Consider the following 18,349-nt stretch of genomic DNA (forward strand, 5'->3'; position numbering starts at 1 on the left):
CTACCATTTAAAATATTCAAAATCTTTATTTTTCTCAACATAACTATTATTGGAAGGCATATATGGCTAATCTCTACGATCTTAAAAAATTCGATCTCAATCTACTGGTTATATTTGAGTGTATTTATCAACATTTGAGCATCAGTAAGGCTGCTGAAACGCTGTATATTACACCTTCTGCTGTTAGTCAGTCGTTGCAGCGACTGCGTACGCAATTTAATGATCCACTGTTTATTCGTTCCGGTAAGGGTATTACCCCGACGGTGACAGGCATTAATCTTCATCATCATCTTGAGAAAAACCTCAACAATCTGGAACAAACAATAAACATAATGCACAGTTCCAGTCTGAGCAAAAAATTTGTTATTTACAGCCCGCAATTTGCAACCAGACTGATTATCAACGAGTTAATTCATTCTCTCAGAGATGAGTCAGATATCGAAATTGAGCATCACGATATATTAATCTCCTCAGAAACGGCGGAGAACATATTGGTATACCGCAAGGCTGACCTGGTCATTACGACAGAGTCAATCAATAACCGCTCCATTATCTGTACGCCATTCACAACACTCGAGCATGTCCTGGTTTGCAGAAAAAATCACTCAAGAATCAATGAGTCAAGTACGATTGATGACATTATACAAGAGAAGTTTACATTTTTTCTTACTGAAAATGAAGGTATTAAAAACTTCCAGTCACAAATAGATAATGCTTTAATCAATCGTAACATTGGTTTCAGCAGCGATTCGACGATCTCAATCACCAATATCATTGCCAGCACGGACATAATCGGCGTTATTCCTCGGGCTATATACGAATACTATCGTACTTCTTTAGATTTAAAAGAGATCAATATTGATTTTACATTACCATCCATTACACTTTATTTAATGTACAACAGAGCCTCACTCAACAATAATGCTTTCGCTGAATACATAGCAAGAATCAGCCAGAATATTATTTAAAACAGCAAGTGATATATTCAATCAATAAATTTAATTCATCCAGAGAATAATCCCTGGCGAACCATACAAATAAAGAATACAGCGTAAATTGCATAACACATAAACTGGCATATCCAATTACAAGCATTTATTATGTCTGTAAATAATAAGATGCCGATATGGACTTGATATGTCTGTTTATAAAATTCCTCTGGTACAAAATGTTCTGGAGGCCGCTCAGGAACGCATAACCTGGACACTAGAAACTCTGCCACGCGTGTGCGTCTCATTCTCTGGAGGAAAAGATTCAGGGCTAATGCTACACCTGACAGCCACGCTCGCTCGTCAGTTAGGAAAAAAAATTAACGTCCTGTTTATCGACTGGGAAGCACAATTTTCCTGCACTATCGACTATGTAGTAGCTCTACGTGAACGTTATGCCGATGTCATTGAACGATTTTATTGGGTGGCCTTACCGCTCACCACCCAAAATTCACTCTCACAATTTCAACCCGAATGGCAGTGCTGGGAACCTGATACACCGTGGGTTCGTCAACCACCTGCGGATGCTATAACCGACCCTGAGTTCTTCTCTTTCTATCAACCCGGCATGACATTTGAACAATTTGTTCGTGAATTTGCTGACTGGTTTTCAGAGAAACGACCAGCCGCCATGATGGTGGGCATCCGCGCCGATGAGTCATACAATCGTTTCGTCGCTATCGCCAATTCTCATAAGCAACGTTTTGCCGATGATAAACCCTGGACTACCAGCGCCCCCGGCGGGCACACCTGGTATATTTATCCGCTTTATGACTGGAAAACCGCCGATATATGGACCTGGTTTGCAAAAACCAGAATGCCGAGCAATCCCCTATACAACCTGATGTATCAGGCTGGTGTCCCAACGCGCTACATGCGCATTTGTGAGCCCTTTGGCCCGGAACAGCGCCAGGGATTATGGCTATATCATGTCATTGAACCCGAGCGCTGGGCAGCCATGTGCGCCCGTGTTAGCGGCGTCAAAAGCGGGGGAATTTACGCTGGACATGATAATCATTTTTACGGTCACCGGAAAATACTCAAACCAGAGCATTTAAGCTGGCAGGAATATGCCATGCTGCTATTGAACAGCATGCCAGAGACGACTGCAGAACATTACCGCAATAAAATCGCCGTTTATTTACAGTGGTATAAGAAAAAGGGCATGGACAATATCCCGCAAATTCAGGAAAAAGATATTGGTTCAAAGGATATTCCATCGTGGCGGCGTATCTGCAAAGTCTTGCTGAATAATGACTACTGGTGCCGGGCACTTTCTTTCAGCCCAACAAAACCTAAAAACTACCAACGTTATAACGAACGTATGAAAACAAAACGCCAGGAATGGGGGATTTTATGCAGCAACGATTAACTCAGGAACTCACTGGTTTTCTTTCTGGCCTGTCAGAAGAAGAGCGAATTGAAGCGATCAATCAATTCAGAATGGCGATACACAGCGTCAGCCCCTTTCGCGATGAGCCTGTCGATTGTGTGTTATGGGTTAAAAATGATCATATCTCGCCCAACGATTACAATCCCAATAACGTTGCCCCGCCGGAGAAAAAGTTGCTGCTGAGATCCATCGAAGCCGACGGATTCACTCAACCTATTGTGGTGGTCCAGTCAACGGCGGAAGACTATGAAATCGTCGATGGATTTCACCGTCATGAGTTAGGTAAAAGCAAGCCATTGCTGAGATCACGCCTGCATGGCTATCTGCCCGTCACCTGTTTACAACGCGAACGCCACGAACGTATGGCAGCGACCATTCGCCATAACCGTGCTCGCGGGCGGCATCAAATTCACGCTATGTCGGAAATCGTTCGTGAATTATCACAGCTGGGGTGGAGTGAAGAGAAAATAAGTAAAGAGCTAGGTATGGACGACGATGAGGTTTTACGTCTAAAACAAATCAACGGCCTGCAAGAGTTGTTTGCCGACCGTCGATTCTCTAAAGCCTGGACGGTGAAATAGCTATAGCGAAACCAAACGTTCGGCTGCCGCTAGTAGCGTCGATTCTTGCTTGGCAAAACAGAGGCGAATCAACTTATGCGGAAAAGGATCGGCGCAAAAAACCGACAACGGGATCGCCGCAACGCCCACCTCAGTCGTTAGCCACTGGCAAAACTCAACGTCGTTAAGCGTAGAGACAGCGCTGTAATCGATCAGCAGAAAATACGTGCCTTCACACGGGAGTATTTCCAGGCGGCTATCACGCAAGGCATTCACCAATATGTCGCGTTTTTGCTGATAAAATGCTGGCAGCTCATGATAGTGCGCTGGATCTTCGCGCAGCATATCCGCCAGCGCCAGCTGCGCCGGCGTATTGACAGAAAACGTCAGATACTGGTGAACCTTGCGCAATTCTGCGCTAATGGCGGCAGGCGCGACGCAGTAGCCGACTTTCCAGCCGGTCATATGATAAGTCTTACCAAATGATGAAACGGCAACAGCGCGTTCACGTAGCTGGGGATGCGCCAGCACGCTGGCATGACCCTGTTCAGCGAAGCAGATATGTTCATAAACTTCATCACTGATGACAAAGATCTCGCGTTCTTTAATCGCCTGCCACAGCGCATCAAAATCGGCGTGATGCCACACGGTGGCAGAAGGGTTATGCGGTGTGTTAAGGATCACCAGCCGGGTACGTTCGCTGAGCAAAGCGCTAAACGCCCGCCAGTCGACGCGAAAAGACGGCGGTTGCAGCGCGATACGTTTCACCACCCCGCCGGATAATTCGACCGCAGGCGCATAGCTATCGTAACTTGGGTCAAAACAAATCACCTCATCACCCTGACGCACCAGCGCCGTAATTGCGGCGTACAATGCTTCCGTTGCCCCTGCGGTGACGGTCACTTCACTATTTGCGTCGGGACTAAAGCCGTATAACTGCGTGGTTTTATCCGCAATAGCTTCGCGCAGCGGCTGCACACCCGTCATCGGCGCATACTGGTTTGCACCATGCGCGACGTGATACGCCAGACGTTCCTGCAAAAAAAGTGGACCGTCAAAATCAGGAAATCCCTGCGAGAGGTTAATGGCCTGATGCTGCTGCGCCAGCGCGCTCATTTGCGTGAAAATAGTGGTGCCCAGATTAGGTAGTTTGCTTTGCGGAATCAGCGGGTTATTACTCATTATTGTTATCCCAGCGTGTGATGTTGTGGTTGAAGCCACTATAGCACGATGCTAGCATTTGGCAATCAAGACGTTCAGACGTCTATATAAAAATAACCTGCCAGGACAGGACAGCCAAAAGGACAAACACAACATGAGTAATACCGAGATTCGCGTCGTCACCGGCCCGGCCAACTATTTTTCCCATACCGGCAGCCTGTCAAGACTCAACGATTTTTTCACTGCCGATCAACTCTCACACGCTGTCTGGGTTTATGGTGAGCGCGCCATTGATGCGGCCCGCCCTTATCTGCCAGATGCATTTCATCTTGCCGAAGCTAAGCGCCTGTTGTTCACAGGACACTGCAGCGAAACCGATGTAACTGAACTGCAAAAACTGTCAGGAGAGGATCGCAGCGTGGTGATTGGCGTGGGCGGCGGAACCTTGCTCGACACCGCCAAAGCGCTGGCTCGTCGTCTCGGTTTGCCTTTCGTGGCGATCCCGACCATTGCCGCCACCTGCGCGGCCTGGACACCGCTCTCTGTCTGGTACAACGATGCTGGCCAGGCGCTACATTTTGACATTTTCGATGATGCTAATTTTCTCGTACTGGTAGAGCCGGAAATCATACTCAACGCCCCAGAGGAGTATTTACTGGCGGGGATCGGCGATACGCTGGCGAAGTGGTATGAAGCTGTCGTTCTCGCGCCTCAGCCGGAAACTTTGCCGTTGACCGTACGCCTGGGTATCCATGCCGCACAGACGATCCGCGATGTCCTGCTGGAAAGCAGCGAGCAGGCGCTAGCCGATAAACAACAAGGCAAGTTAAGCCGCACATTTTGCGATGTGGTTGATGCCATTATTGCCGGAGGCGGCATGGTTGGCGGTCTGGGCGAACGTTACACCCGGGTGGCGGCAGCACATTCGGTACACAATGGCCTGACCGTCCTTCCGCAAACGGAGAGGTTTTTACACGGCACCAAAGTGGCGTACGGCATACTGGTGCAGAGCGCGCTGCTGGAACAAGATGATGCACTGGCGCAATTGATAGCCGCTTATCAGCGCTTCAACCTGCCAACGCGGCTGGCTCAATTAGATGTGGATATCAAGAATCAGGCCGAGATTGATAAGGTGATTGCCCACACTCTGCGCCCGGTAGAATCCATTCACGCGCTAGCGGTGACGTTAACCCCGGATACCCTGCGCACGGCGTTCGAAAAGGTAGAATCGTTTACAGGGTGAGCGAAAAATCTGCCGGGAGCAGATTTGCACACTGCTTGCAGCGGCCCTGTAGGGGCGAAGCCCAGGGATGGGCCGAGTAACAAAGCCCACATACCTGCAGCTTGAATTATGAAGATCATTAACAACAGCGCGCGCCGCCTTTGCCCCCATAACGCGCATCCTGGCGCTCGCGGAAAAATTCTTCGTAGGTCATCGGCGTCTGATCCGGGTGCGTGACTCGCATATGTTCAACATAGTTGTCGTAATCCGGTACACCGATCATTAACCGGGCGGTTTGGCCTAAATACTTTCCGGCTTTAGAGAGCGTTTCAAACATAGTGGTTACCTGTCGTACAAACGCCCTCCCCGTTCAGGAGAGGGCTAATTGGTTAAGAGAATATTAGTGCGCGCCTTTCGCCTGCGCCACGATCTCTTCGACATTCTCAGGCATCGGTTCGTATGGCGTTTCTTTCGACGTAGGTTTATCTTCTTTCAACGCTGCCAGTGCAGTTTTGATAGAGAACAGACCCAGCACCACCACGACCACCATGAAGAAAATGGTAAGCCCCGCATCCAGACGGTTGTTAAACACCAGCTGCGTCAGCTGTGACTGGGTGTACTGTGCCGGAATGTTTCCGCTGTCGATCATAGCCTGGAACTTGTTGGCGATAGCCAGGAAGCCGATTTTCGCATCCGGGCTAAACGCTTTCTGCCAGCCAGCAGTCAGGGTACAAATCAGCAGCCAGGCGGTTGGCACCAGCGCCACCCATGCGTAGCGTTGACGTTTCATCTTGAACAGTACCACTGCACAAAGCATCAGCGCCATACCGGCCAGCATCTGGTTGGCGATACCAAACAGTGGCCACAGGGTATTAATACCGCCCAGTGGATCCACCACGCCCTGGTGCAAGAAATAACCCCAGGCCAGCACGCACAGCGCTGTCGCCAACAGGTTCGCTGGCAGCGAATCGGTACGTTTCAGACCCGGTGACATCACGCCCAGCAGATCCTGCAACATAAAGCGCGCGGCGCGCGTACCGGCGTCGACTGCCGTCAGAATAAACAGGGCTTCAAACAAAATGGCGAAGTGATACCAGAACGCCACATCCATCATGCCACCCAGCGCACCGTGCAGAATATACGCCATGCCCACCGCCAGCGTCGGCGCACCGCCTGCGCGGGAGATAATGGATTGTTCGCCGACATCGTTCGCAATCTGATGCAGCGTATCAGGCGTGATAACAAAGCCCCAACTGCTCACGACTTGTGCCGCTGACGCAACCACATCGGTGGTTCCGGCAGGTGCCAGTACCGCCATCGGGCTGTTCATCGCAAAGTAAACACCTGGATCGATAACGCAGGCCGCCACCAGCGCCATAATGGCGACAAAGGATTCCATCAGCATCCCGCCGTAACCGATAAAGCAGGCCTGACCTTCATTCGCCAGCATCTTCGGCGTGGTGCCGGAGGCAATCAGCGCGTGGAAACCCGAGACTGCACCGCAGGCGATGGTAATAAACAGGAACGGGAACAAGTTACCACTCCAGACCGGGCCTGTACCGTCAACAAACTTGGTCAACGCAGGCATGGTCAGTGTCGGGCGCATGATCAGGATCCCTACCGCCAGACCAACAATGGTGCCAATTTTCAGGAAGGTAGAAAGATAATCACGCGGTGCCAGCAGCAGCCATACCGGCAGCACGGCAGCGACAAAACCGTATCCCACCAGCATCCATGTCAGCTGTACGCCGGTAAAGTCAAAATAAGGAGCCCAGGTGGGACTTTCCGCCACCCAGCCGCCGGAAATAATGGCGAATACCAGGAAGACCAGACCGATGACCGACACTTCACCAATGCGACCTGGGCGCAGATAACGCAGGTAAATCCCCATAAAAATCGCCAGCGGGATTGTGAACGCCACGGTATAGGTTCCCCACGGACTGTGGGTCAGCGCTTTCACGACGATCATCGCCAGTACCGCCAGGATAATCACCATGATCATAAAACAGGCCACCAGCGCAATAACGCCTGCCGTTGGGCCCATCTCTTCTTTAACCAGTTCGCCAAGGGAACGACCATCGCGACGGGTAGATACAAACAGTACCATGAAGTCCTGCACCGCACCCGCCAGCACCACCCCGGCCAGCAACCAGATCATACCTGGCAGATAGCCCATTTGCGCCGCCAGTACAGGTCCAACTAATGGCCCCGCTCCGGCAATCGCCGCAAAATGGTGACCAAACAGCACTTTTTTATCGGTGGGAACATAGTCCAGACCATCGTTATGACGCACGGCTGGCGTCATACGCGTCGGGTCCAGCGCCAGTACATTTTTAGCGATGTACAGGCCGTAGAAACGATAAGCGATAAGGTAGACACAGACCGACGCCACGACTATCCACAACGCGTTGATCTGTTCACCGCGGTTTAATGCGATATAGCCGAGGGCAAATGCTCCCATTACGGAGAGCACTGTCCAGACGAGGTACTTCCCTGATTTGTTCATAGTTGTTATCCGTTGTCCGCTCCAGAGAGATGTTACATTTTGTTTCTATAACATCTTTTCTGAATTTAACAACCTGACAACCATACAAACCCGAAGTATCACTGAGTATTTACATTGCATTGTTAACTAGATCACTTCATTTACCTGTTAACGCTGCAATTTCATTTTACTTTTCAGGGTCACTTCACCCCATCACCGCAGTACCTAAACGGCAGGTGCAACAGCGTCGTCCCTGCTCATCAAAGATGACAATTTCCCAGCTCTGATTCTGACGCCCGAGGTGCAAAGGTTGGCAGACACCGCGCACTTTACCCTGCGAAACCGCCCGATGGTGCGTGGCGTTGAGTTCCGTCCCCACCACACACTGCCCGTCGCGAGTCATCAGATAACCTGCCATCGAACCCAACGTTTCTGCCAGAGCCGCAGACGCTCCGCCGTGCAGCAAACCAAACGGCTGATGCGTACGCTCATCCACCGGCATTTCGGCTTCCAGCACATCATCACTCAGTCGGGTATAGACCATGCCCAGGTGCGCCACCATGGTGTTCTGACTGGTGGCATTGAGTTCATCCAGCGTTAAATGACGTTTCCAGATCATCGTCATGCTCCCAGCGTAGAGCCGCCGTCTACCACGATATCCTGCAACGTAATGTGGCTGGCTAAATCGGAGGCAAGAAATAAAATCGTGTGGGCGATCTCCTGCGGCTGGGCGATTTTCCCCAACGGAATGCCGAGCTTATACTGCTCGCCAAATCCACGAATACGCTGCTGTTCCGCGTCATCGCTGACCCACAACGTACGCTGCATATCGGTATCGGTCGAGCCAGGCGAAACCACATTACAGCGCACACCGCTACCCGCCAGTTCAAGTCCGACGGTTAACGCCAGGCTTTTCAGCGCGGCTTTTGACGCCCCATAAGCACTCATGCCGATACGCGGCGTGTGCGCCGCATCCGATGCAACGGTGACGATCGCCCCGCCCTGCTGGCGACGAAACTGCGCCATCGTCTGCTGAAACAGATTGAACGCCCCGCCCACGTTGACGGCGAAGGTTTGCTGCCAGTCCTCAACGCTAAGCGCGTCGGTTGGTCCCATACGCAGGATCCCTGCGGCATTCACCAGTATGTCGAGACATTCGGTATTCGCGAGCAAACGCCCGCATACCTGCGCCACCTGCTGCGCGTTCGCCACGTCCATCACCTCGGTGGCAAAGGGATACTCTGCCAGCGCGAACTCGCGGTCAAAGCCCGTAACCTGTGCCCCGGCGTCAATAAACGCCAGCGCCGTGGTGTAGCCGATTCCTTTTCCCGCGCCGGTTACCCAGACGGTTTTCCCTGTGAAGTCAAATCCGGCCATTACTTCACCTCGCGGGAGAGCAGCGTCCACCAGGCGTCAATGGTCGGTTTTTTCGCCAGCATGACGAAATCAATGTCGCCATGCACTTTACGCCAGCGGGCGGCCAGCGCCATCATGCGAACCGAATCCAGTCCATAGTCGATCAGGTTTTCATCATCCATCGGCTCTTCTGATTCATCCAGCAGCGGCAGAATAACGCGGCGCAACGCCTCTTTACTGGCCGGGACAGGCATCGGCAATAATTCCTGCGTCATCACCACACGCCCGGAACGTCCCGCCACATATTTCAGCGACATCAGATGTTCGTCACGGCTAAAGTCCGCCAACGCATCGGCAACCATAAACGGTTTGATATCACGCATGAAGGCGTCTGTTGCAGTGGTCATACAGCCAATATGCGCATACACGCCGGTAATAATCAGTTGATTACGCCCGGTTTCCTTAAGCATCTGTTCTAACGGAGAGCGATGAAATGCGCTGTAACGCCATTTCACCAGGATAGTATCTGCTGCATCCGGTGCCAGCGCTTCAACGATTTTTTGCTGCTCAGGCGAACGCGTCAGGCCCGGCCCCCACATATCATTAAGCAAAGCACGGTCCTCATCACTCTGCTCTTTCGGCTGGGCGGTGTAATACACCGGAATATTATGCGCTTTGCAGTACTGGCGCAGCGCGGCGATGTTCGCGACGACCTGCTCCATCATCGGGCAGTTATCGCCCCAAAAACCGATAAAATAGTCCTGCATGTCATGGATCAGCAGCGCGGCGCGTTCAGGTTCAAAGGCCCAGTCCACTTTGTTCACCGGAACATCAAGCGCTGTGGGTAGCGCATAAGCCTGCAGTTTAGGAATTGCCATCTCTTTTTCTCCTTCAGGCCAGTGAACGTGATGCCAGCCACTGACGTAATTGTTTTTTATCCACTTTCCCAACCGGCGTCAGCGGTAATGACTCAACGCATTCCACACGGTCAGGTAATTTGAATTCCGCCACGCCCTGCTCGCGCAGAAAACGACGCACCTGCACCGCGCGTAGCGGCTCTTTTACTACCAGGCAGGCGCAGCTTTTCTCGCCCATCAGCTCGTCATCCACACTGACCAGCGCCGCATGAATCACCGCCGGATGGCGCAGTAACAAGTTTTCGATTTCTTCGGCAGCGATCTTCTCCCCGCCACGGTTGATCTGATCTTTTTCGCGCCCCTGCACGGTGATGTAGCCATCCCGATCGATAGCGATCAGATCGCCGGAGCAGTAAAACCCGTTGGCATCAAAGGCGCTGGCATTGTGTTCAGGGCTGTTGAAATAGCCACGGAAGGTGTACGGGCCACGCGTCATCAGGCGTCCGGTTTCGCCCTGTGGCAAAGGATTACCGTCAGCGTCTGCCACCCAAACCTCATCATCGGGACACATCGGGCGACCCTGGGTATTGATGATGCGCTCAGGACTGTCGTCCAGGCGGGTGTAGTTCACCAGCCCTTCCGCCATACCGAAGACCTGCTGCAACTGGCAGCCTATTTCCGCCGGAATGCGGGCGGCAAGCGTCGCGGACAAGCGCGCTCCGCCAACCTGTAACAATTTCAGCGATGCCAATTGCGCATTACTGCCCCACTCCGCAATCGCCTGCAGCCACAGGCTCACGGCTGGCGGCACCAGCGCCGTAACGTTCACCTGATGCTGTTCAATCAACGGGAAGCACAGCGTGGCGCTTGGATCGGCCGCCAGCACTACAGTTCCACCCGCAAGGAACACCCCCAGCGCGCCAGGTGAACTCATGGCGTAGTTATGCGCCGCCGGAATAGCGCACAGATAGCGCGTTTCTCCAGTGAAATGGCAAATCTCGTTGCTGCGGCGCACGCTGTAGTAATAATCGTTATGGGTACGCGGGATCAGCTTCGGCGTCCCGGTAGTGCCACCGGAAAGCTGGAAATACGCCACTTCATCTGCAGGCGATGGCGTAGCGGTAAAATCAGTCGCCGACTGGCTTATCGCGTTTTGCAGGTTGTGTTCACCCTCGTCATTGAGCAGCAGAACCACGCGCACCGAGCTGTGCTCGGCAACAAATGTGTTCAGAAAGTCATCTGCGGTAAACAGCGTATGCGCGCGGTCAGCGATCAGCAGCGCCGGTTTAATTTGTGTCGCGTAGGCGTTGAGCTCGGTGCGTTGATGGCTGTACAGCCCAAAAACAGGCGCCACTCCCAGCTTGAGCAGGGCAAAAAAGGTGACATACAGTTCAGCCACATTGCCCAGTTGCACCAGCGCGGTTTCGCCGGGTTTGATCCCCAGGCGGCGCAGGCTGCTGGCGAGATTATCTGCTGCCTGGTTCAACTGGCGATAGCTCAGATGGCGTTCACCATCAATCACCGCCGTCTGGTCACTATCGGCGTGGCGAGTCAAAATGTCGGTCAGCGGCAAATCCTGCCAGTAACCTTTTTCACGATAGCGGCGGGCAAATTCTTCCGGCCAACGGGTGAAAGGAATACTCATGATTACTCCTTAGAGCCTGTCAATAAGGCGTATATTGTTGCAGCCAGTTTGGACACGGACAGCGCGGAGCAACCGGAGCGTACTTGTGGTACGTGAGGATTGTGAGCACTGCCCAGGGTCAAACTGGCAAATAAAATAGCCTGATGGACCAGGCTCTTAATGCAGGCCAAAAACATTCAACATGGTGGAAAGCTTGGCTCCCGTTTCACGCCATTCCGCAACCGGGGAAGAGGCTGGCACAATTCCTGCTCCGGCGAAGAAACGAACCTGATTGCGCAGCAGCCTCGCGCAGCGGATCGTCACGACCCATTCACCGTTACCTTCGGCATCACACCAGCCGACAATGCCGCCGAACAGTTCACGATCGAACGGCTCCAGTTCGGCGATAAGTTTGCGTGCGACCTGATGCGGGAAGCCGCTCAGCGCAGGCGTCGGGTGTAGCAGGCACGCCAACGTCAGGGCGTTTTCCTGCGCGTTGGCTTTACCTTCAAACGGCGTACCGAGGTGCCACAGCGTAGGCGTGGTAACCAGTTGCGGAGAGGAAGGGAGTTGCAGTTCACGGCTACGATCGCGCAATACATTTTTCATCGCCTGCGTCACCAGTTCGTGTTCATGGCGATCCTTCTCGGATGCCAGCAGGCGATTACCCGCCTCCCTGTCCAGCACATCGTCCGGCTGACGGCGCGCGGAACCGGCCAGAGGTAATGAGCTGAAACGATCGTCTTCTTTGCGTAACAGCAGTTCCGGACTGGCGCCAATCAATACGCCGTCGTCTTCAAGAGGCACGTGGAAGTTGTAGCTCGCCGGATTTTGCGCCACCAGCCGCTCCAGCAGGGCGCCGCTGTCTATATTGGCGTCTACAGTGATATCGATCAGGCGGGATAACACCACTTTGTCAACTTCCGGGGTAGACGTCAGCGCAGCCGCCCGGGCGACCATGTCTTCAAAAAAGTCCTGTTCTGGGATCGATTTACGTTCCACGACGTTCAGCGACTGATGCGCATTAAAATAACGTGATGACTGCTGCTTCGCCGTGCGGGAAAACGTCTGCCACGACTGGGGAATAAACAACGATGACGGCTGGCGGGTGTCAAAAGGGATCGCCCCGACCATGATAGGGTTAGCGATACCCTGCGATTTGGCATCAGCAAACAGGGCGCGCATTTTCTGTTGGAAAGGGCTGTCTGGCGCGTCGCCATCAATTGCCGGTTCCGCATAGCGGGCGAAGCATCCTGACGTCGTAAAACTACGGTACGGCGACATAAAGAAAAAACTGTCGGGAGCGAGCGTCGGCATAGTCTGCGTTTTTTCCTCGGCCAGTGACGTATCCATATCATCCTCCAAAAATGATAAAGGCTCTAATAATGATTATCATTTATATTTTCGGTCGCTAACCTAAAAGTAAAGCGGCAGTATGTCAACTCTTGAGGTAGCACAATGTGCGACTTTGGCTTGCATCCTTGTTCACTAACAATGAAAATGAGAAGCATTACTCATACTGATAACAGGAAGCTGATTCGTGAGTCTCCCCTCTTTTTGCCGCACCATGCTCTTGCTGACAGGTTTGTCTATTTCAGGAATTTCTTCAGGTCACGCCGCCGAGTGGCCGCGTCAGGTTACCGACAGCCGCGGCACGCATACGCTGGAGCATAAGCCGCAGCGCATTGTCTCCACCAGCGTCACCCTCACTGGCTCGCTACTGGCGATTGATGCTCCGGTCATCGCCAGCGGGGCCACCACGCCGAACAATCGCATTGGCGATGCGCAGGGCTTTTTGCGTCAGTGGAGCGAAGTCGCAAAAGAGCGCAAATTGAGTCGTCTGTATATTGGTGAACCGAGCGCTGAAGCCGTTGCGGCGCAAATGCCGGATCTGATTCTGATAAGCGCCACCGGCGGGGATTCTGCCCTCGCACTGTACGATCAACTGTCCACCATTGCGCCCACACTTATCATTAATTACGACGACAAAAGCTGGCAGTCACTGCTGACGCAGTTAGGAGGCATCACCGGGCATGAGCAACAGGCGGCAGCACGTATTGCCGAGTTTGATAAGCAACTGCAGACGGTTAAACAACGTATTACCCTACCGCCACAGCCGGTTAACGCACTGGTGTACACCGCCGCCGCGCACAGCGCCAACCTGTGGACGCCGGAATCTGCGCAAGGCAAGTTAATGGAGCAGTTAGGTTTCACGTTAGCGCAGCTGCCAGCCGGACTGCACACCAGCCAGAGTCAGGGCAAGCGCCACGATATCATTCAAATCGGCGGTGAGAATCTGGCGACCGGACTGAATGGCGAAGCGCTATTCCTGTTCGCGGGCGACAACAAAGATGCCGACGCCATTTATGCCAATCCGCTGCTGGCACATCTGCCGGCCGTGCAGAACAAGCGTGTTTACGCCCTGGGAACGGAAACTTTCCGTCTGGACTACTACAGCGCGACGCTGTTGCTGCAACGCTTCTCCTCACTGTTTTAATGGTTCGTACCGGATGTGGTTTACGCCGCATCCGGCCTGAAGCCTCACGCCAGTTCAGGCGGTGTCTGACGGAAACGACGTAACTCATTCAACAGCAGCAACAGCAGCAGTCCTGCGATCGCAAGGCCAAATCCACTGACGCTTGCCGAAGCGACTGGCGTCATTATCGCGCCCAGACCACCTAACAACGCCGCTCCGATGGCATCACCAGTGACATTCTGCGCGGTCCACAAACCGTTAATTCGCCCGAGCATCGCTTCCGGCGTCTGCGTCTGTAACAGGGTGTACTGCAACAAAGAGCTGACCGCACTCAGCCAGCCAAACAGCGCCAGGCAAACAACCCCAAGCTCCCACACCGGCATCAACCCAAACAGCCCGATAGCCAGGAACGACGCCACGGTCGATGCCAACATGATCAGTCCCGGGCGAATGCTGTGCGCCAGTTGCCCGCTGGTCAATGCGCCCACCGCCGCCCCCAGGGGAATAGCCGCATACAGCAGACCAATTTGCGCGCTCGACATTTGCCAGTTAATCGCCAGCGCCGGATACAACACGCGTACAGCGCTCGCCATGGTCAACAGACCGCCGAGCAACGCAATGCCGCCAATCAGCGGACTGGCAAGCAGAAAACGAAATGCTGCCAGCAGCGATTTCAGCGGATGCTCACGCGGCTGCGGCGGAGGCGGCAACGCGGGAAGGCTCAGCAACGGCAGCAATGTAATGAAGGTCCCCGCCGCCGCCAGCCCGTAGTTCCAGGCCACGCCACCGGTTGCGAGCAGCCCCCCGCCAAGCATTGGCGAAATGACCGACCCCAGACGCACCGTCAGCATGGTAATCGCCCCGGCCTGCATCAAATTCTCCCGCCCGACCAGCGCCGGCGTTGCTGCCAGCAAAGCGGTTACACCCAGTGAGGCAAAGAAACCGTCCCACAAGCCAAGCAGATAAATCACCAGTAATGACGGTTCAGGCAGTAGCGCATTCAGACACAGACCAATAAAGCCGATTCCGCAGGTTCCACGCGCCAACAGGATCACTTTTTTACGTTCATAGCGATCGGCCAGCACGCCGCCCACCATCAGGCCAATAAACATCGCGCTACCAGTCAACGTCACCGACAAACCAACCTGCCAGGTCGACTGCGTCATCATCTGGATCTGTACCGGAACCGCCACACCGAGTAGCCCCAGAGAGACAATGGAAATAAAACGGGCGAGGAAGACGGCACGAAATGCAGGGTGGGTCTTTAACAGGCTGAGATTGAGCAGCCATGATTGTCGATTCATTACAGAGCCTTACCAGGTACTTTTTCAATATCCATTCGATGGCTGCACATGCTAACATATCCAAATAAGATCGATAACGATAATTACTATCATTATCAGGGAAGTTGATATGCCATGCTCTGTTTCCGCGACACGCGCCTTCGCCGTGCCCGGACTATTGTTATTACTTGTTCTCATCACGGTACTAAGCCTGGTGATTGGCGCAAAATCGCTACCTGCTTCCGTGGTGCTGGATGCGCTCACCGGCAGTTGTCAAAGCGCTGATTGCACCATCGTGCTGGACGCGCGCCTGCCGCGCACACTGGCAGGACTGCTCGCAGGTGGTGCGCTGGGCCTGGCTGGCGCATTAATGCAAACGCTCACGCGTAACCCTCTCGCCGATCCCGGCATTCTGGGTGTCAACTCCGGTGCCAGCTTCGCTATTGTGCTGGGCGCCGCGCTGTTCGGCTTCTCCTCTGCACAAGAACAACTGCTGATGGCTTTTGCCGGTGCGCTGGCCGCGTCGCTGATCGTGGCATTTACCGGTAGTCAGGGCGGTGGGCAGTTAAGCCCGGTACGTCTGACGCTGGCAGGGGTTGCGCTGGGCGCGGTGCTGGAAGGATTATCCACCGGCATCGCCCTGCTCAACCCGGATGTCTACGATCAGCTACGTTTCTGGCAGGCCGGTTCACTGGATATCCGCAGCCTGCAAACGCTTAAAGTAGTACTTGTGCCGGTGCTGATTGCCGCTACTGTTGCGTTGTTCCTCAGCCGCGCCCTGAATAGTCTGAGCCTCGGAAGCGACACCGCTACCGCACTGGGCAGCAAAGTCGCTCGCACGCAGTTTATTGGCCTGCTGGTTATTACCGTACTGTGTGGTAGTGCAACCGCGATTGTCGGCCCTATCGCCTTTATCGGTCTGATGATGCCGCATATGGCGCGCTGGCTGGTAGGGGCAGATCACCGTTGGTCACTGCCCGCTACCCTGCTGGCTACCCCGTCTCTGCTACTGATTGCCGATATCATCGGTCGCCTGATTGTCCCCGGGGAGCTGCGTGTTTCGGTGGTCAGCGCATTCATCGGCGCGCCGGTGCTTATCTTTCTGGTACGACGGAAACCACGCGGAGGTGGCGCATGATGCACCTCTCTCGCCGTCTGATAATCAGCAGCCTGTTGCTGATTGTAGGCTGTCTCGCCGTTGGCTTATGGAGCCTGCGTAGCGGCGTCGTGATGCTGGAAACCCAGCAAATTTTTGCTGCTCTGTTTGGCGATGCGCCACGCAGTATTACGCTGGTGGTGACCGAATGGCGTTTGCCTCGCATGCTCATGGCGCTATTGATTGGCGCGGCGCTCGGCGTGAGCGGCGCAATATTCCAGTCGTTAATGCGTAACCCGTTGGGCAGTCCGGATGTGATGGGTTTCAATACCGGTGCCTGGAGCGGTGTACTGGTGGCAATGGTGCTGTTTGGACAACATCTCACCGCTATTGCTCTTGCGGCGATGCTGGGTGGGATCCTGACCTCTCTGGTGGTCTGGGCGCTTGCCTGGCGCAACGGTATTGACACCTTCCGACTGATTATTATCGGTATTGGCATACGTGCCATGCTGGTCGCGTTCAACACCTGGCTGCTGCTGAAGGCTTCATTAGAAACCGCATTGACGGCTGGGCTGTGGAACGCCGGATCGCTCAATGGTCTGACCTGGGCTAAGACCTGGCCTGCTGCACCGTTGATCATCATTATGCTGGTGTGCGCCACGTTGCTGGTGCGCCGGATGCGTTTACTGGAAATGGGTGATGACAGTGCCTGCGCGCTTGGGGTCAGCGTAGAACGTTCACGTTTGATGATGATGCTGGTCGCCGTTGTGCTGACCGCCGCCGCCACCGCGCTGGCAGGCCCCATCTCATTTATTGCTCTTGTCGCCCCGCATATCGCGCGGCGGGTTAGCGGCACATCGCGCTGGGGATTAACCCTGTCGGCATTGTGCGGCGCATTGCTGCTGCTGATGGCGGATTTGTGCGCTCAACAGCTGTTTATGCCTTATCAGCTTCCGGTGGGCGTTGTCACCGTAAGCCTCGGCGGTATTTATCTTATCGTCTTGTTAATTCAGGAGTCCCGCAAAAAATGATCGAATCAGTAGCCCGTTTGCGTGGCGACCAGTTAACGCTGGGTTATGGCAAGTTTACCGTAGCGGAAAACCTCAATGTGTCGATTCCCGACGGTCACTTCACCGCAATTATTGGGCCAAACGGCTGCGGGAAATCAACGCTACTGCGCACGTTGAGTCGTTTGATGACACCTGCACGCGGTCAGGTCTGGCTCGACGGTGAGCATATTCAGCACTATCCCAGCAAAGAAGTAGCCCGCAGAATTGGTTTACTTGCGCAAAACGCCACTACGCCGGGTGATATTACGGTGCAGGAGCTGGTTGCCCGTGGGCGCTACCCGCACCAGCCATTGTTTACCCGCTGGCGGAATGAAGATGAAATAGCGGTCTCAAACGCCATGCAGGCGACGGGGATCACCCACCTGGCATCACAAAGTGTGGATACCCTTTCCGGCGGACAACGGCAGCGCGCATGGATTGCGATGGTACTGGCGCAGGAAACATCCATTATGCTGCTCGATGAGCCCACCACCTGGCTGGATATCAGTCATCAGATCGATCTGCTGGAGCTACTGAGTGAACTAAACCGGGAGAAAGGCTATACGCTGGCCGCCGTTTTACACGACCTCAATCAGGCCTGTCGCTATGCGACGCATCTGATTGCACTCCGTGACGGGCATATTATTGCCGAGGGCGCGCCGAAGGAGATTGTCACGGCGGAGCTTATCGAAAAAATCTATGGGCTGCGCTGTATGATAATCGACGATCCGGTTGCCGGAACGCCGTTAGTGGTACCGCTCGGGCGCAACAAATAGCAAGATTTGTCGTATGGCGGCC

17 protein-coding genes are annotated in these 18,349 nt (G+C 53.8%); 8 read left to right on the plus strand and 9 right to left on the minus strand.

The features are described from left to right. The first annotated feature begins 62 nt into the window (after positions 1-62). The 3 genes from citR (at position 63) to OGY15_RS06300 (ending at position 2,963) form a co-directional block, all read left to right on the plus strand. The gene (gene citR, locus OGY15_RS06290; RefSeq protein WP_286538811.1) at positions 63-968 is read left to right on the plus strand and encodes a DNA-binding transcriptional repressor CitR; all 906 of its coding nucleotides are present in this window, start codon (positions 63-65) and stop codon (positions 966-968) included. Positions 969-1,137: 169 nt separating this feature from the next. Continuing rightward, on the plus strand, positions 1,138-2,361 hold the full coding sequence (locus OGY15_RS06295) for a phosphoadenosine phosphosulfate reductase (RefSeq protein ID WP_187252832.1): 1,224 nt from the start codon (positions 1,138-1,140) through the stop codon (positions 2,359-2,361). Then, a complete protein-coding gene (locus OGY15_RS06300; RefSeq protein ID WP_151218734.1) occupies positions 2,346-2,963 on the plus strand; it encodes an IbrB-like domain-containing protein in 618 nt (205 codons plus the stop codon). Before OGY15_RS06295 ends, OGY15_RS06300 begins: the two co-directional genes overlap by 16 nt. Here the strand turns inward: OGY15_RS06300 and OGY15_RS06305 are convergent, their stop codons facing one another. Beyond that, positions 2,964-4,124: a pyridoxal phosphate-dependent aminotransferase gene (locus OGY15_RS06305; protein ID WP_151218733.1), complete on the minus strand. Its 1,161-nt coding sequence runs from the start codon at positions 4,122-4,124 to the stop codon at positions 2,964-2,966. Between the two features lie 133 nt (positions 4,125-4,257). Between OGY15_RS06305 and OGY15_RS06310 the strand changes: the two genes are divergently transcribed. Next, a complete protein-coding gene (locus OGY15_RS06310; RefSeq protein ID WP_210904811.1) occupies positions 4,258-5,346 on the plus strand; it encodes an oxidoreductase in 1,089 nt (362 codons plus the stop codon). Positions 5,347-5,464: 118 nt separating this feature from the next. On the opposite strand, the gene OGY15_RS06315 is transcribed toward OGY15_RS06310, so the two are convergent. From OGY15_RS06315 to entC, 7 genes are all read right to left on the minus strand, one after another. Beyond that, on the minus strand, positions 5,465-5,662 hold the full coding sequence (locus OGY15_RS06315) for a YbdD/YjiX family protein (RefSeq protein WP_151218731.1): 198 nt from the start codon (positions 5,660-5,662) through the stop codon (positions 5,465-5,467). Between the two features lie 63 nt (positions 5,663-5,725). Beyond that, positions 5,726-7,831: a pyruvate/proton symporter CstA gene (cstA, locus tag OGY15_RS06320; protein WP_187252835.1), complete on the minus strand. Its 2,106-nt coding sequence runs from the start codon at positions 7,829-7,831 to the stop codon at positions 5,726-5,728. A gap of 184 nt (positions 7,832-8,015) precedes the next feature. Beyond that, the gene (gene entH / locus OGY15_RS06325) at positions 8,016-8,429 is read right to left on the minus strand and encodes a proofreading thioesterase EntH (protein WP_151224911.1); all 414 of its coding nucleotides are present in this window, start codon (positions 8,427-8,429) and stop codon (positions 8,016-8,018) included. A gap of 2 nt (positions 8,430-8,431) precedes the next feature. Next, positions 8,432-9,187 (minus strand): 2,3-dihydro-2,3-dihydroxybenzoate dehydrogenase EntA, encoded by a 756-nt coding sequence (gene entA / locus OGY15_RS06330; protein WP_187259415.1) that lies wholly within the window; start codon positions 9,185-9,187, stop codon positions 8,432-8,434. Continuing rightward, a complete protein-coding gene (locus tag OGY15_RS06335) occupies positions 9,187-10,044 on the minus strand; it encodes an isochorismatase (RefSeq protein ID WP_210904810.1) in 858 nt (285 codons plus the stop codon). The genes entA and OGY15_RS06335 overlap by 1 nt, the downstream gene beginning before the upstream one ends. A 13-nt stretch (positions 10,045-10,057) precedes the next feature. Next, positions 10,058-11,668 (minus strand): (2,3-dihydroxybenzoyl)adenylate synthase EntE, encoded by a 1,611-nt coding sequence (entE, locus tag OGY15_RS06340; protein ID WP_151218727.1) that lies wholly within the window; start codon positions 11,666-11,668, stop codon positions 10,058-10,060. A gap of 156 nt (positions 11,669-11,824) precedes the next feature. Continuing rightward, on the minus strand, positions 11,825-13,000 hold the full coding sequence (gene entC, locus OGY15_RS06345) for an isochorismate synthase EntC (RefSeq protein WP_187259413.1): 1,176 nt from the start codon (positions 12,998-13,000) through the stop codon (positions 11,825-11,827). Between the two features lie 214 nt (positions 13,001-13,214). Here entC and fepB point away from each other — a divergent pair, with 214 nt between their 5' ends. Next, positions 13,215-14,144, plus strand: a complete 930-nt coding sequence (fepB, locus tag OGY15_RS06350) for a Fe2+-enterobactin ABC transporter substrate-binding protein (protein ID WP_151225084.1) — start codon at positions 13,215-13,217, stop codon at positions 14,142-14,144. Positions 14,145-14,188: 44 nt separating this feature from the next. Here the strand turns inward: fepB and entS are convergent, their stop codons facing one another. Continuing rightward, on the minus strand, positions 14,189-15,427 hold the full coding sequence (entS, locus tag OGY15_RS06355) for an enterobactin transporter EntS (protein ID WP_210904808.1): 1,239 nt from the start codon (positions 15,425-15,427) through the stop codon (positions 14,189-14,191). Between the two features lie 109 nt (positions 15,428-15,536). On the opposite strand from entS, the gene fepD reads away from it, so the two are divergent. Genes fepD through fepC form a run of 3 tightly spaced genes read left to right on the plus strand, consistent with a single transcriptional unit; the run spans position 15,537 to position 18,327 of the window. After that, positions 15,537-16,544, plus strand: coding sequence for a Fe(3+)-siderophore ABC transporter permease (gene fepD / locus OGY15_RS06360; RefSeq protein WP_151224907.1), 1,008 nt, complete (start codon positions 15,537-15,539; stop codon positions 16,542-16,544). Next, positions 16,541-17,533: an iron-enterobactin ABC transporter permease gene (gene fepG / locus OGY15_RS06365; RefSeq protein ID WP_187252842.1), complete on the plus strand. Its 993-nt coding sequence runs from the start codon at positions 16,541-16,543 to the stop codon at positions 17,531-17,533. The genes fepD and fepG overlap by 4 nt, the downstream gene beginning before the upstream one ends. Then, entirely contained in the window at positions 17,530-18,327 is a 798-nt protein-coding gene (fepC, locus tag OGY15_RS06370) for an iron-enterobactin ABC transporter ATP-binding protein (protein WP_151218722.1), read from the plus strand. The genes fepG and fepC overlap by 4 nt, the downstream gene beginning before the upstream one ends. The last annotated feature ends 22 nt before the right edge of the window (positions 18,328-18,349 follow it).

The sequence above is a fragment of the Citrobacter sp. Cu231 genome (genome assembly GCF_030332265.1).
In the GTDB taxonomy this organism is placed as follows: Bacteria; Pseudomonadota; Gammaproteobacteria; order Enterobacterales; family Enterobacteriaceae; genus Citrobacter; species Citrobacter meridianamericanus.